Below are 12,305 nucleotides of genomic sequence, written 5' to 3'. Positions count from 1 at the left end.
GGCGGGACGGGACGAGCGTGGATTGCGACGGCGTTGGTCCTGCGTGCGGGCGCACAGGTACTCTCGGAGTGGTCTCAAGTACCCGGACGTGAGTACGGCAAAGGAGCGGCCATGCACTGCCCGTTCTGCCGGCATCCCGATTCCCGCGTGATCGATTCGCGGGAAACCGATGAAGGGCAGGCCATTCGACGGCGCCGGTCGTGTCCCGAATGCGGCCGGAGGTTCACCACCGTGGAAACCGCGGTGCTGGCCGTGGTGAAGCGTAGCGGCGTCACCGAACCTTTCAGTCGCGAAAAGTTGATCAGCGGCGTCCGCCGGGCCTGCCAGGGGCGCCAGGTAGACGACGATGCCCTCAATCTGCTCGCTCAACAGGTGGAAGATTCCGTGCGAGCGGCCGGCTCACCGGAGGTGCCCAGTCACGAGGTTGGCCTGGCAATCCTGGGGCCGTTGCGTGACCTTGACGAGGTCGCCTATCTGCGGTTTGCGTCGGTATACCGCTCCTTTTCCTCGGCTGATGACTTCGAGCGCGAGATCGAGGCACTACGCGCGCACCGTAAGGTATCGGCGTCGAGCTGACCGCCGAGGCTAGGCTCTTAGCATGATTGCTGACCTGCACCGCAATCTCGACGCGCTGGCACCACTGTTGGGTACGTGGGCCGGTCGAGGTGCGGGGGAGTACCCGACGATTCAGCCGTTCGAGTACTTCGAGGAAATCACCTTCTCTCACGTAGGCAAGCCATTCCTGATCTACGGGCAAAAGACGAAGTCGGCCGACGACGGCAAACCGCTGCATGCCGAAGCCGGCTATCTGCGGGTGCCCCAACCTGGACGCATCGAACTGGTCCTGGCTCATCCGAGCGGCATCACCGAAATCGGGGTCGGTACTTACTCGCGCGACGGTGACGTCATCGAGCTGGAGCTGTCCACGAGTGAAGTCGGGACCATCGGACTGACGCCGACGGCCAAAGAAGTGAGCGCGCTTAGTCGGTCCTTCCGTATCGACGGCGACGAGCTTTCGTACTCGCTGCAGATGGGCGCCGTCGGCCAGCCCTTGCAGCACCACCTTGCCGCCGTGCTACACCGAACCAGCTGACCTCAATCGACTTGCCGGACACCGTCATTCACGACCCGGCCGGCCACCCCTACCCAGCCCTCGGGAGTCCAGGTGGTCTGGATTACCGACCCTTTGCCCTGGGTAATGATTAGGTCGCGGCTCAAGTAGTCGGTCAGGCGCATCGCCGCGGAGCCGGTCGCCTCGTCCTCTGTCACGCCAAGGTTGGAGGCGAACATGCGGCAACGTACCGATCCGCTGGGCCGGTCGGTCCACGTCCACAAGTAGTGGGCGACGTCATCGGAAAAATCAGCCGGGTCAGCGGTGGCCACAACGTCAGCCGACTCGATGTCATGAATGGCGAACTCTGGCGCCCAGTCGGCGCGCGCGCTGATAGTGGTGAGCTCGCGGCTGTAGCTCACCGGCCGGGACCTGCAGGGTGTGAACCGGCATGTCGTTGCTGCGCAACCACCACGACGCTCCAACGACCGGGTGTCCGGCAAAGGATAAGTCGGTTCGGGGCGTATAGATGGTGGCGTGTGCGGTGGTCGAGCCGGTGGCGGGCAGGTCGACGAATATGGTTTCGCTGTAACCCAATTGGGCCGCCAGGCGCTGCCGGTCGCGCGGGTGCACCTTGCTGGCGTCGACCACGCCGAGCGGATTTCCGAAATCGCCATGTGGATCGGTGAAGACTCGCAATACGGTGACGTCGATGCCCATGGCCCGACTGTACGACGCCGCAGGGCTGGCTCGATCAGGTAGCGCTGCGTTCGTCGGAGCCCATCGCATTCAGCACGGCGACTCGGGTGTCGACCGGGCCGGTGACGGTGCGTTCGCCACTGCCGGTGCGCAGCAACTGACGCAACGCGATCGGATCGTGTTCGGCGGGCTGAGTGGTGTCGATGAAGCGCTGGACGACGTCGATGAAACGGGCCGGATCGTCGTGAAACGGAAAGTGGCCGGATCGCTCGAAGATCTCCAGCCGCGAGCCGGGCATTGCGGCGTGGGCCATTTCGGCGTGGCGGACGGGCACTACCACGTCGCAATCGCCCCAAATGATCTGCACGGGGATGGCCTCGGTCAAATAGCAGCGGTCGAGCATCGTGACAATCTGCCCGCGCCAGTCGACGACGGCCCGCAGCGTACGGCTGAACGCCGCTGAGGCCGTCGGCTCCGGCAGGTCATCCAAAATCCGCAATACGTTGGGCAAGTCACGCCCCAGGCCCGTGGAGCCGATCGCCCGGCCCGCGATCCGACCGGCCAGCTGGACCGCCGGCAGCACCAAGGGCAGCCGCAGCAGCGCCAGGGCCTCGCTGCCCATCGGCAACGACGCCAGTCGGAACACGACGTTGACATCCTTGGTGACACCGCCGGCGCCCACCAGAACCAGCCGCTCGACCAGTTGCGGGAACTGGTAGGCGAATTGCATGGCCACCCCGCCGCCGAGCGAATGGCCCACGACGGTTACCCGCTCGATGTCGAGAACGCTGAGCAGGTCACGCATCCCGTTGGCGTATGCCGCGACGGAGTAGTCAGCACGGGGTTTGTCGGATTTGCCATGCCCCAACAGGTCCGGGGCGATCACCGTGAACCGCTGGGCGAGCTTGGCGTGGATGACATTCCAGGTGGTCGAGTTGTCGCCGATGCCGTGGATCAGCAGAATCGCCGGCCCGTCGCCGGCGATGCGGAACGCCCGCTTGTAACCGTGGATGGTGCGGAACTGCAGCAGGGGCGCAGTCACTTCTCGCACCGGGCGAAGATTGCGCTTACGCTCGGTCATCTCGGCCAACCTCGGTGTCGGGCCAACTAACGGCGTTTAAGTGTGGTCGTCGTCGTCGAACTTCTTTTCTGCCTGCTGAGCCAGGAACCGCTCGAACTCGGCTCCCAATTCGTCGCCGCTAGGCAGATCTTCGTCACGCGCTAGTAAGGACCTGTTTTCCTGAGCGTCGATGAAGGCATCGTACTGGCGCTCGAGGGCTGCCACCACTTGAGCCACCTCGGCGCTTGCCTGCACCTGATCGTCGATCTTGGCTCGCACCTCGACCGCCGCTTCGGCCAGGGCGGTCAGCGGCAGTTCCAGCGATCCGGTCTTGGCCACCTGTTCGAGCAGCGCCTGGGCGGCGGCGGGGTAGTCGGTCTGGGTGAGGTAGTGCGGCACATGCACGGTGAACCCGACGACTTCGTGGCCGTGCTGGGCCATCCGGTACTCCAGCAGGTTGGAAGCGCTGCCCGGGACCTGAATTTCGGAGATCCACGGCGTGAAATCGGCGATCAGATCGCCGTTGTTGGAGTGCGCGGTCATCGTGATCGGCCGTGTATGTGGAACGGCCATCGGAACGGTGCCCAGGCCGATGGTCTGCCGCACTCCGAGGCGCTCGGCCAGCAGCCGCACCGCGGTGATGAACCGCTCCCACTTCAGATCCGGTTCCATGCCGGCCAGCAGCAGAAACGGGTTGCCGACGGTGTCGCGCAGTGCATACAAGCTGAGTTCGGGGTCGTCGTAGTGGGTGAAGTGATCGGTCTTGAACGTCATCAGCGGCCGCCGCGATCGGTAGTCCAGCAGATCGTCGATGGCGAAGGATGCGACCAGTTCGGTGTCCAGGGCCGCCTTCAGGTGGGTGGCAGCCAGGCGGATGGCATGCCCGGCATCGGAGAAGCCCTCCAGCGCGTGCACCAACACCGGGCCGCGGCCGTCGGGCGTCGACAATATCGGCGCCGGGAACTCCAGCTCGTACATGCCGGCTTGGCCCGGCTGGTAGTCCTGCGCCTCACCGGGGTCATGGTCATGGGCCATGGTGTTGCCTCCTTTCGGGGGTGTTTTCCAGGGTGCCCCACCCAGTGTCCCTCAACCCAGTATTGAAACAGCGGAAAACCAATCGCCCCGTGTGGTTAACGGAACAGCGACAAACGCTATTTCAGCGTCCCGGGTTTGCCTAATTGCGGTTTGCTGGAGCGTCTGTCATCGGATCTGAACTGCGGTGGCGCCCCTGCCGGCCCGCGGTCAGGCATGATGGCAAGCGATGCGCAATGCCACCGCGGCGCTTTGCCTGCCGGTCAGCCTGGCGATGCTGATCGCGTCCTGCGGCCGGCCGGCCGATCGCGCATCGGTCCCGAACCTGCCGATACCACGGGCGAGCATACCGGCCCAGCAGCTCAGCGAGACCCAGCCGGCTCCGGCGGCAGGACCGGTGAACCCCGACCCGCGGATCGGCGCGATTTTCCCCGATGGCGACGATGCGCACTTCTGCACCGCCTCGGTGCTGCATTCGGCGGATGGCGACCTGGTATTGACCGCTGCGCATTGTCTGCTCGGTCAGTCCAAGGTCACGTTTGTTCCCGGTTTCGCGGGGGCGGCCGGGCCGTCGGATCATTGGAGCATCCGCCAGATCTACTTCGATCCGCGCTGGATCAACAGCGCCGATCCGCATGCGGATTACGCGATCGCGCGGGTGATCGGCACTGGTAGCGAATCGCTGGAGCGGCAGGTGGGCTCGGCACTGTCACTGGGCGCAGCGCCTGTCCTGGGCAGCCTGGTCACCGTGACCGGCTATCCGGCCGGCGTGGGCGGCCGGCCCGTCGCCTGTCAGGGCAGCACCGGGCGCACCGACAGCGGCTTTCCTTCCCTATCCTGCGACGGGCTGGTCGGCGGTACCAGTGGTGCGCCCTGGGTCCGCGGATCCACGGTCACCGGCGTGATCGGGGGACTGGAAAGCGGGGGATGCACGGAGAGCATGTCGTATTCGGCGCCGTTCGACGAACACACCGCGGCGTTGTTGGTGCGTGCGGAAGCCGGCGGCCCCGGTGACACGGCGCCGGTCGATTTGGCGGACACCTGTTAGCGCGCGGATCGCTCAGCGCAGGAACTGGTTGAGCGCGCGCATCTTGTTCGTGACGTCAAGCGCGGCGACCTTGTAGGCCTCGGAGAAGGTCGGATAGTTGAAGACGGCGTCGACCAGGTAATCGACCGTGCCGCCGCATCCCATCACCGCCTGCCCGATGTGCACCATTTCGGTGGCGCTGGTACCGAAGATGTGCGCGCCTAGCAGTGTGCGATCGCGGGTGGAGACCAGCAGTTTGAGCATGCCGTAGGAGTCGCCGGCGATCTGGCCGCGCGCCAGTTCGCGATATCGGCATACGCCCACCTCATAGGGAATCGAATCCTTGGTCAGTTCGACCTCGGTGGCGCCGACGTAGGACACCTCGGGAATCGAGTAGATCCCGATCGGTTGCATCGCGGTGATGCCGTCGGTTGGTTCGCCGAATGCGTGGTAGGCGGCCAGCCGGCCCTGATCCATCGAGGTCGCCGCCAGCGCCGGAAAGCCGATGACATCGCCGACGGCGTAGATGTGTTCGACCTTGGTCTGGAATTGGTCGTCGACGAAAATCCTTCCGCGGCTGTCGGTTTCAAGGCCCGTGTTCTCCAGGCCCAGATGTTCGGTCTGGCCTTCGCGGCCCGCTGAGTACATCACCGTTTCGGCGGGAATCTGCTTGCCACTGGCCAAGGTGGTGACCGTGCCCGCGGAGCCGACGTCGACCGCGGTCACTTCCTCGCCGAAGCGGAAGGTCACCGCCAGGTCGCGCAGGTGGAATTTCAGGGCTTCGATAATCTCCGGGTCGCAGAATTCCAACATGTTGTCGCGCTTTTCGACCACAGTCACCTTGGTGCCCAGTGCGGCGAACATCGACGCGTACTCGATCCCGATGACTCCCGCGCCGACCACGACCATCGACGCCGGAAGCGAACGCAGGTCGAGGATGCCGTCGGAGTCCAGCACCCGTTTCTCGTCGAACTCGACGCCCGACGGCCGCACCGGTCTGGTCCCGGTGGCGATGACGATGTAGTCGCCGCTGAGTGTGACGCGCTCGCCCATGGCGTCTTCTTCGACGAGGACGGTATGCGGGTCGATGAAGCGGCCGTGGCCCAGAACCAGGTCGATCCGGTTGCGCATCAATTGCGAGCGCACCACATCGACCTGCTTGCCGATCACGTGCTGGGTTCGCGCCAGTAGGTCGGCCGGGGTGATCTTGTCCTTGACGCGGTAGCTCGCGCCGTAGAGCTCGCGCTGGCTCATCCCGGTGAGGTAAACGACCGCCTCGCGCAACGTCTTTGACGGGATCGTGCCGGTATTCACGCAGACGCCGCCCACCATTCGGCCACGTTCGACGATCGCCACGGACTTGCCCAACTTGGCCGCGGCAATGGCGGCCTTCTGGCCGCCGGGCCCCGAACCGATGACGACCAGGTCGTACTCCCGCATCGAAGTCATGAGATAGACGATAGAGCCCACAGTCGCGACTTTCTCCACAGATGGAGGCTGATTTGCGTTGCGGTAGCACGGACTAGACGGTGGCAATCGTCAGCGTTGGTACTCATGAAAAAGCATGAGCCTGACTTTGCACTCAATCGTCCCGGCGCATTGATCGCCGCGCTCCCGGCTGTTCTCGGTTTCGTCCCGGAGAATTCACTGGTCCTGGTGACCTTGGAAGAGGGCGCGATGGGGTCGGTGATGCGAGCGGACCTGTCGGAGGATCTTGCCGACCGGGTCGAAAATCTCGCCGAAGTGGCCGCCGCGGCGGATCCCGAGGCGGTGATCGCGGTGATCGTCGACGCAGAGGGTGCGCACTGTCCGGTGTGCAACGAGAAGTACCGGCAGCTGTGCGCAGCGCTCGATGCGGCGCTGGAAGAGCGCCATATCGTGTTGTGGGCCGCGCACGTGGTGGATCGGATAGCCGTTGGGGGGCAATGGCATTGCGTGGACAGCTGCGGTTCGGCCGGCACGGTGGAAGACCCGTCGGCCTCGCCGCTGGCGGTGGCTGCGGTGCTGGACGGTCGCCGGCTTTACCGGCGGCGTGCCGACCTGCAGGCGGTGGTCGCCGTGGACGACCCGCGCCGCAGCGCCGAGCTAGCCGCCGCAATTGGACAACGGGCGGCCGCTCGCGAGATCGCGCACAGCGCGGACCCGGCGGGTTGCAGCCGGCGTGAGGTCGAAGCCGCGATGGCCGCCGCCGCACGTGTCGCCGACGGGCAACTCCTGTCCGACGGCGAACTGGCCGAGCTGGCCTGTGCGCTGCCCGACGTGCAGGTGCGCGACACGCTGTATGCCCTTGCTGTCGGCGAGAACGCTGGTGAGGCCGAGTGTTTGTGGGTGCAGCTGGCGCGCGTGCTACCGCAGCCGTGGCGGGTGGAGGCGCTGGTTCTCCTGGCTTTCAGCGCCTACGCGCGCGGCGACGGCCCGCTGACCGGCATCGCGCTGGAAGCCGCGCTGCGTTGCGATCCGGAGCATCGGATGGCCGGCATGCTCGACACGGCCCTGCAGTCCGGGCTGCGGCCGGACGATATCCGCGACCTCGCCGACACCGGGTACCGGCTGGCAAAGCAGCTCGGCGTGCGGCTACCGCCCAGACGGGCGTTCGGCCGCCAAGCCGGATAGGGGGCGGATCAGACCTTCTCGACCTTGACGGCGTGCGCCATCTCGTGCGGCAGGGTGACGTTCTCATGGCCCGGAATGAGGATGGTCACTCCGCCGCCCGAGGTGGTCTCGACGGTCACTCGGGCGTTGGGCACGACGCCGGCGTCCTTGAGGCGGGTGATCAAGTCGATGTCGCCCTGGACATGCTCGGTGAGTTGGCGGACGACGACCGCGACCGGCGACCCGGCCGGCAACTCGGTCAGCCGGACGAGGTTGGCCTCGTCGGCACCGAACTCCGGGCCGACCCCGAGGTCCAGCAGGCCCGGGATCGGATTCCCGAAGGGGGAGGTGGTGGGATTGTTGAGCACCTTGACCAGTCGGCGCTCGACATCCTCGCTCATCACGTGTTCCCACCGGCAGGCCTCGGCGTGCACCTCTTCCCATGGCAATCCGATGACGTCGACCAGGAGCCGCTCGGCCAGCCGGTGCTTGCGCATGACGGAGATGGCCAGGGCCCGGCCCTTGTCGGTGAGCTCCAGATGGCGGTCGCCGGCTACCCGAAGTAACCCGTCGCGCTCCATCCGGGAAACGGTCTGGCTGACGGTGGGTCCGCTCTGTTCGAGTCGTTCGGCGATCCGGGCACGCAGCGGGGTTACGCCCTCTTCTTCGAGGTCGTAAATGGTCCGCAGGTACATCTCGGTGGTATCAACCAACTCGTTCATTAACTAAATCCTCCGTTGCCGCCGAGTCTACTTCGCCAGCCGCGTGAGTGGTTCGTCAAAACACCCCACCGCAGCAGTATGCCCGCCGCTGACGCGGCGGGCACACCGTCTCCTGACAGGCTATTCTTTCCGGCCTCGGCCGGTCACCTCAACTGGCGTAAGAGCGCAGTCGGTCGGCTCGCTCACCGTGGCGCAGCTTGCACATCACATCGCGTTCGATCTGGCGGACCCGCTCACGGGACAGACCGAACAGCTTGCCGATCTGGTCCAGGGTGCGTGGCTGACCGTCGTCCAGGCCGAAGCGTAACCGGATCACCTGGTGCTCGCGCTCATCGAGAGTTGCCAGCACACTGCGGATGTCGGTGTGCAACAGTTCGGCGATGACCGCATTCTCCGCGGACATGGCTTCGGCGTCCTCGATGAAATCACCCAGTGGAGCTTCCTCTTCGGAGCCGACTGGCATGTCCAGGCTCACCGGGTCGCGGCTGTGCTCCAGCAGGTCGTTGATCTTCTCGATGGGAATGCCGGACTCGGCGGCCAGTTCCTCATCGGTTGCCTCGCGGCCGAGGTTCTGGTGCATCTCGCGCTTGATCCGGGCCAGCTTGTTGACCTGCTCGACGAGGTGAACCGGCAGCCGGATGGTGCGGCTCTGGTCCGCCATGCCGCGGGTGATTGCCTGACGAATCCACCAGGTGGCATACGTCGAAAACTTGAAACCCTTTGTGTAGTCGAACTTCTCCATCGCGCGGATCAGGCCCAGGTTGCCTTCCTGAATGAGGTCAAGCAACGGCATGCCCCGGCCGGTGTAGCGCTTGGCCAGCGAAACCACTAGCCGCAGGTTGGCTTCCAGCAGGTGCCGGCGCGCCGCCTCGCCATCGCGCACAACGGCCATCAGATCCCGTTTCCGGTTCTCGCCGAGGCGCTTTCGCGTTTCCAGAAGATGCTCTGCATACAGTCCGGCTTCGATGCGCTTGGCCAGCTCGACTTCACCTGCGGCGTTGAGCAACGCCGTTTTGCCGATGCCGTTCAGATAAACGCGCACCAAATCCGCTGCAGGGCTTTGAGCATCCAAATCGCCTTCACCCCGGCTTGTGGTGGCCCTTGTTGTGGGCTGTGCCATAGCGCCCTCCCGATCGGCTTGTGCTGTCATGTGGTGTAACGAGAGACCCGGGCTTAGAGTTCCCACCCGATCGCCAACTCACACGCCGTGACGTGCACAAATGTGCCAAGGACCTGAGAATGTCCTGAGAAGTCTTGCGAGCGACCGATTAACCGAACGCCGGCTAGCTCTCGCCGTCGATGTCGTGCCACTGCGGTTGCGAAGCTGGATCGTGCCGGGATTCGAGGGCCGGGCGCTCGGCGGTGGGGAACAGCGGGGTACGCCGGCGCGACTCCTCGAAGCGTCGAGGCTCGTTGGCGCCACGCGGCGGCCGGTCGTTGGCGATCAGCACGGCCATCCACGGCAGTGGCACCGACGCGGCCACGATCAGCAGCGAGATCAGGCCGTTGTGCCATGCGCCATAAGCCAGCGCGGCCAGGATGAGCGCAGGGATCCGGAAGGCCATCAGGGTCAGGTATTTACGCACCCGCGCGCGATGCTGCTCTTCGTATGAGGGAGCGGCGGCGGTGATCAATACCGGTCGGCCGTCGTCGTCGAACTTGTCGTCGAAACCCAGCTCGGGGCCGCGCTTCATTCCTCCACTGTCCCACATCGAATCGATTTCGGCTCAGCGGTGTCAGGACGCACCGCAGGAGGCACAATATTGGGCATGCGCACCCAGACGATCGAACGCACCGATACCGACGCACGGGTCGACGACGGGACCGGCAGCGATACCCCCAAATACTTCCACTACGTCAAGAAGGACAAGATCGCCGAGAGCGCGGTCATGGGCACCCACGTGGTTGCGTTGTGCGGTGAGGTGTTTCCGGTCACCAAGGCCGCCAAGCCGGGCTCGCCGGTTTGTCCCGACTGCAAGCAGATCTACGACCGGCTCAAGAAGGGCGATTAGGCGGGCGGCTCTGACCCTACGGGGCTCTGCCGGGCTGTCGACGACATCGTCGGCACGCCGATGCCGGTGCGGTGCTGCAGCCACTTGCGCAGCCGATGGGCGTGCGTCGCAGGCGCCGGCCATTCCTCCTGGATGGCGGCATTGAGTTCGGCGCCGATCATGATCGAGAAGCCGCCGAAGAACGCGAACAACAGGAACGCGATCGGCGTGGAGAGCGCGCCATAGGTGTAGCCGGTGCTGCCGATCCACCTCAGGTAGAACCGCAGGCCCAGGGTGGCGATCGAGAACACGACGGTGGCCAGCACCGTGCCCGGAATCAGCCGATGCGTTGGCAGTGGCACCGGCAATGCCACCCGGTAGAGGACCGTCACCCCGGCCATCAGCGCCAGGATCACCACCGGGTAGTAGCCATAGTGCAGCATGTTGGACAGGGTGTCGGGGATGTGTTCGTTGACCTTGCGCGGGCCCATCACTGCCACCGGCGCGGACACCACTACGAACACCAGCATCATCATGTACAGAAACAGCGCGAAGAACCGTTGTCGCACCGGGTGCCGTAGCGGCGTCTGGTCGTGGGCTTCGACGATGGCATCGACGAACGAGGAGATGGCCGAGGATCCCGCCCACAGTGAGATCAAGAAACCCAGTGAAGCGACCTCGCCACCGGCGGTGGCGGTGATGTCGCGGATGGTGGGCTCGATGATCTCGTTGACCACGCTGGGCGAGAAGAAGCTGCGTGCCGTGGACAACGTGCTCTTGATGATGGCGGGCAAGGTGTCGGCGCCGAAAAGCGGAGCGACGTACGCCAGCGTCCCCAATATCCCCAGCAGCAGCGGCGGCGTGGATAGGCAGGTCCAGAATCCGGCTTCGGCCGACTCCGAAAAGATCGAGTCGTCCCATGCCTTGGACAGGGTCCGCTTGCTGATGTGCCAGATGTGGTGGCGCGACGGTTTCGGAGTCTGGTCAGGAACCTGGTCGCTCATCCCGTCCAGCATTACCGAAGAGTGCTCCCGTGGTCGACATTCCCGCCGGGCGAGTTCGGCCGTCTACTCGGGGCTGACCTCCAGCACCGCGGCCAGCTCCACGAGTTTGGCCTCGTGCTTGTTGGCGTGATGCTGGCAGAAGAGAAGCTCGGCGCCGTTAGGCAGCTTGGCCCGTACCCGGGCCGCCGCACCGCATCGGTCGCAGCGGTCTGCTCTGGTTAGCTCGGGACTGGTCAGAGTTGCATTCATGGCTTCTCCGTTCTGGCTTGTTCTTCACTGTGTCAGACGTTTGGCGTTTTCGCCTTGTTCCCAGACCGTTATCGGGTGTGTCGTTTCTCACGCGTAACCACGCCGTGAAATGGGGAAAGCTGGAAAAGGTGTGCGTTGCGCCAGAGCTGCTAGTCCATATTTGCGGGGTCGCGGATTGGGACCGGGCGCGTGACCGCGGCGGCATCTATCCCGGGCCCGGCGAGGAGTTCATCCACCTCTCCACGCCTGAGCAAGTTCACCTGCCGGCGAATCGGCTCTACCGGGGCCGAGCCGACTTGCTGCTGCTGCACATCGATCCGGCTGCACTCGAGGCACCGGTGCGCTGGGAGCGCGGCGTCGAGATCGACCCGGAGTCGATGCTGTTTCCGCACCTGTACGGTCCCCTCCCGGTGAGCGCCGTGATCAAGGCCGTTGCCTACCAGCCTGGCGCGGACGGCACCTTCCCGGTAGCGACGCCCGGCTAGGCGACCAGATAGGCGTCGGCTTCGATCTCGACCAAGAGCTCCGGAGCTATCAGCGCCGAGACCTCGACCATGGTGGCCACCGGGCGGATCTCCCCGGAGACCTCGGCATGCACTTCGCCGACGTCGCGCCAGCGCGAAATGTCGGTGACGTAGATGCGGGTACGCACCACGTCGGCCAGGCTCGCACCCGCCTTCTCGAGCGCAATCCGTATGCGTCGCAGGGCATCTCGAGTCTGAGCGGCGGCGGTGTCGCCGCTTCCGGTGGTGCCGGCGACCGCCACGTAGGGTCCGATGCGCACCGCGCGCGAGTAGCCGACGGTGGCTTCGAAATCGGATCCGGACGAGACGTTCTGACGGTTGGCTGGCATGCGGCCACAGTACGGCGAAGACTCC

Annotated in this window: 15 protein-coding genes and 1 pseudogene; 6 read left to right on the top strand and 10 right to left on the bottom strand. The window is 65.1% G+C overall.

From position 1 onward, the window contains the following. Positions 1 to 111: 111 nt before the first annotated feature. Positions 112 to 576: a transcriptional regulator NrdR gene (gene nrdR, locus BST12_RS14585; protein WP_083113829.1), complete on the top strand. Its 465-nt coding sequence runs from the start codon at positions 112 to 114 to the stop codon at positions 574 to 576. A gap of 22 nt (positions 577 to 598) precedes the next feature. Next, entirely contained in the window at positions 599 to 1,093 is a 495-nt protein-coding gene (locus BST12_RS14580; protein ID WP_083113828.1) for a peroxynitrite isomerase, read from the top strand. Between the two features lie 2 nt (positions 1,094 to 1,095). On the opposite strand, the pseudogene BST12_RS14575 reads toward BST12_RS14580, so the two are convergent. The 3 genes and pseudogenes from BST12_RS14575 to BST12_RS14565 form a co-directional block, all read right to left on the bottom strand. After that, positions 1,096 to 1,771 (bottom strand): annotated as a pseudogene (locus BST12_RS14575) (PhzF family phenazine biosynthesis protein). Positions 1,772 to 1,805: 34 nt separating this feature from the next. Then, entirely contained in the window at positions 1,806 to 2,831 is a 1,026-nt protein-coding gene (locus tag BST12_RS14570; RefSeq protein WP_083113827.1) for an alpha/beta fold hydrolase, read from the bottom strand. 36 nt (positions 2,832 to 2,867) lie between these two features. Then, on the bottom strand, positions 2,868 to 3,845 hold the full coding sequence (locus BST12_RS14565) for a proteasome assembly chaperone family protein (RefSeq protein ID WP_083113826.1): 978 nt from the start codon (positions 3,843 to 3,845) through the stop codon (positions 2,868 to 2,870). A 226-nt stretch (positions 3,846 to 4,071) separates the two neighbouring features. Between BST12_RS14565 and BST12_RS14560 the strand changes: the two genes are divergently transcribed. Next, positions 4,072 to 4,890, top strand: coding sequence for a trypsin-like serine peptidase (locus tag BST12_RS14560; RefSeq protein WP_083113825.1), 819 nt, complete (start codon positions 4,072 to 4,074; stop codon positions 4,888 to 4,890). Between the two features lie 12 nt (positions 4,891 to 4,902). Here BST12_RS14560 and sthA read toward each other — a convergent pair whose 3' ends face one another. Then, on the bottom strand, positions 4,903 to 6,309 hold the full coding sequence (sthA, locus tag BST12_RS14555) for a Si-specific NAD(P)(+) transhydrogenase (RefSeq protein WP_139801689.1): 1,407 nt from the start codon (positions 6,307 to 6,309) through the stop codon (positions 4,903 to 4,905). A 114-nt stretch (positions 6,310 to 6,423) separates the two neighbouring features. On the opposite strand from sthA, the gene BST12_RS14550 reads away from it, so the two are divergent. Then, positions 6,424 to 7,482, top strand: coding sequence for a DUF4192 domain-containing protein (locus BST12_RS14550; protein ID WP_083113823.1), 1,059 nt, complete (start codon positions 6,424 to 6,426; stop codon positions 7,480 to 7,482). 8 nt (positions 7,483 to 7,490) lie between these two features. Here the strand turns inward: BST12_RS14550 and ideR are convergent, their stop codons facing one another. The 3 genes from ideR to BST12_RS14535 form a co-directional block, all read right to left on the bottom strand. Beyond that, complete coding sequence (gene ideR / locus BST12_RS14545) at positions 7,491 to 8,183, bottom strand: iron-dependent transcriptional regulator IdeR (RefSeq protein WP_083113822.1); 693 nt, start codon at positions 8,181 to 8,183, stop codon at positions 7,491 to 7,493. A gap of 148 nt (positions 8,184 to 8,331) precedes the next feature. Then, complete coding sequence (gene sigB / locus BST12_RS14540) at positions 8,332 to 9,303, bottom strand: sigma-70 family RNA polymerase sigma factor SigB (RefSeq protein WP_083113821.1); 972 nt, start codon at positions 9,301 to 9,303, stop codon at positions 8,332 to 8,334. Between the two features lie 163 nt (positions 9,304 to 9,466). After that, positions 9,467 to 9,895, bottom strand: a complete 429-nt coding sequence (locus BST12_RS14535) for a DUF3099 domain-containing protein (protein WP_083113820.1) — start codon at positions 9,893 to 9,895, stop codon at positions 9,467 to 9,469. 57 nt (positions 9,896 to 9,952) lie between these two features. Here BST12_RS14535 and BST12_RS14530 point away from each other — a divergent pair, with 57 nt between their 5' ends. Then, positions 9,953 to 10,195, top strand: coding sequence for a DUF3039 domain-containing protein (locus tag BST12_RS14530; protein WP_083113819.1), 243 nt, complete (start codon positions 9,953 to 9,955; stop codon positions 10,193 to 10,195). Here the strand turns inward: BST12_RS14530 and BST12_RS14525 are convergent. Continuing rightward, complete coding sequence (locus BST12_RS14525; RefSeq protein ID WP_083113839.1) at positions 10,192 to 11,178, bottom strand: YihY/virulence factor BrkB family protein; 987 nt, start codon at positions 11,176 to 11,178, stop codon at positions 10,192 to 10,194. The genes BST12_RS14530 and BST12_RS14525 overlap by 4 nt on opposite strands. Positions 11,179 to 11,241: 63 nt before the next feature. Continuing rightward, positions 11,242 to 11,427 (bottom strand): DUF7455 domain-containing protein, encoded by a 186-nt coding sequence (locus BST12_RS14520; RefSeq protein WP_083113818.1) that lies wholly within the window; start codon positions 11,425 to 11,427, stop codon positions 11,242 to 11,244. Positions 11,428 to 11,555: 128 nt separating this feature from the next. Here BST12_RS14520 and BST12_RS14515 point away from each other — a divergent pair, with 128 nt between their 5' ends. After that, positions 11,556 to 11,912 carry a DUF952 domain-containing protein gene (locus BST12_RS14515; RefSeq protein WP_139801687.1) on the top strand — a complete coding sequence of 119 codons (357 nt, stop codon included), beginning with the start codon at positions 11,556 to 11,558 and terminating at the stop codon, positions 11,910 to 11,912. Here the strand turns inward: BST12_RS14515 and BST12_RS14510 are convergent. Next, positions 11,909 to 12,280, bottom strand: coding sequence for a RidA family protein (locus tag BST12_RS14510; RefSeq protein WP_083113817.1), 372 nt, complete (start codon positions 12,278 to 12,280; stop codon positions 11,909 to 11,911). The genes BST12_RS14515 and BST12_RS14510 overlap by 4 nt on opposite strands. Positions 12,281 to 12,305 lie beyond the last annotated feature (25 nt).

Source organism: Mycobacterium angelicum (assembly GCF_002086155.1).
Taxonomy (GTDB): Bacteria; Actinomycetota; Actinomycetes; order Mycobacteriales; family Mycobacteriaceae; genus Mycobacterium; species Mycobacterium angelicum.
The sequence above is the reverse complement of the archived record's forward strand: the minus strand, read 5'-3'. Positions and strand labels throughout refer to the sequence as shown.

What these genes read in the sequence shown, in the direction of transcription:
- nrdR (WP_083113829.1), top strand. Translation starts at nt 112, where the DNA reads ATGCACTGCCCGTTCTGCCGGCATCCCGATTCCCGCGTGATCGATTCG.
- BST12_RS14580 (WP_083113828.1), top strand. Translation starts at nt 599, where the DNA reads ATGATTGCTGACCTGCACCGCAATCTCGACGCGCTGGCACCACTGTTG.
- BST12_RS14570 (WP_083113827.1), bottom strand. Translation starts at nt 2,831, where the DNA reads ATGACCGAGCGTAAGCGCAATCTTCGCCCGGTGCGAGAAGTGACTGCG.
- BST12_RS14565 (WP_083113826.1), bottom strand. Translation starts at nt 3,845, where the DNA reads ATGGCCCATGACCATGACCCCGGTGAGGCGCAGGACTACCAGCCGGGC.
- BST12_RS14560 (WP_083113825.1), top strand. Translation starts at nt 4,072, where the DNA reads ATGCGCAATGCCACCGCGGCGCTTTGCCTGCCGGTCAGCCTGGCGATG.
- sthA (WP_139801689.1), bottom strand. Translation starts at nt 6,309, where the DNA reads ATGCGGGAGTACGACCTGGTCGTCATCGGTTCGGGGCCCGGCGGCCAG.
- BST12_RS14550 (WP_083113823.1), top strand. Translation starts at nt 6,424, where the DNA reads ATGAAAAAGCATGAGCCTGACTTTGCACTCAATCGTCCCGGCGCATTG.
- ideR (WP_083113822.1), bottom strand. Translation starts at nt 8,183, where the DNA reads ATGAACGAGTTGGTTGATACCACCGAGATGTACCTGCGGACCATTTAC.
- sigB (WP_083113821.1), bottom strand. Translation starts at nt 9,303, where the DNA reads ATGGCACAGCCCACAACAAGGGCCACCACAAGCCGGGGTGAAGGCGAT.
- BST12_RS14535 (WP_083113820.1), bottom strand. Translation starts at nt 9,895, where the DNA reads ATGTGGGACAGTGGAGGAATGAAGCGCGGCCCCGAGCTGGGTTTCGAC.
- BST12_RS14530 (WP_083113819.1), top strand. Translation starts at nt 9,953, where the DNA reads ATGCGCACCCAGACGATCGAACGCACCGATACCGACGCACGGGTCGAC.
- BST12_RS14525 (WP_083113839.1), bottom strand. Translation starts at nt 11,178, where the DNA reads ATGAGCGACCAGGTTCCTGACCAGACTCCGAAACCGTCGCGCCACCAC.
- BST12_RS14520 (WP_083113818.1), bottom strand. Translation starts at nt 11,427, where the DNA reads ATGAATGCAACTCTGACCAGTCCCGAGCTAACCAGAGCAGACCGCTGC.
- BST12_RS14510 (WP_083113817.1), bottom strand. Translation starts at nt 12,280, where the DNA reads ATGCCAGCCAACCGTCAGAACGTCTCGTCCGGATCCGATTTCGAAGCC.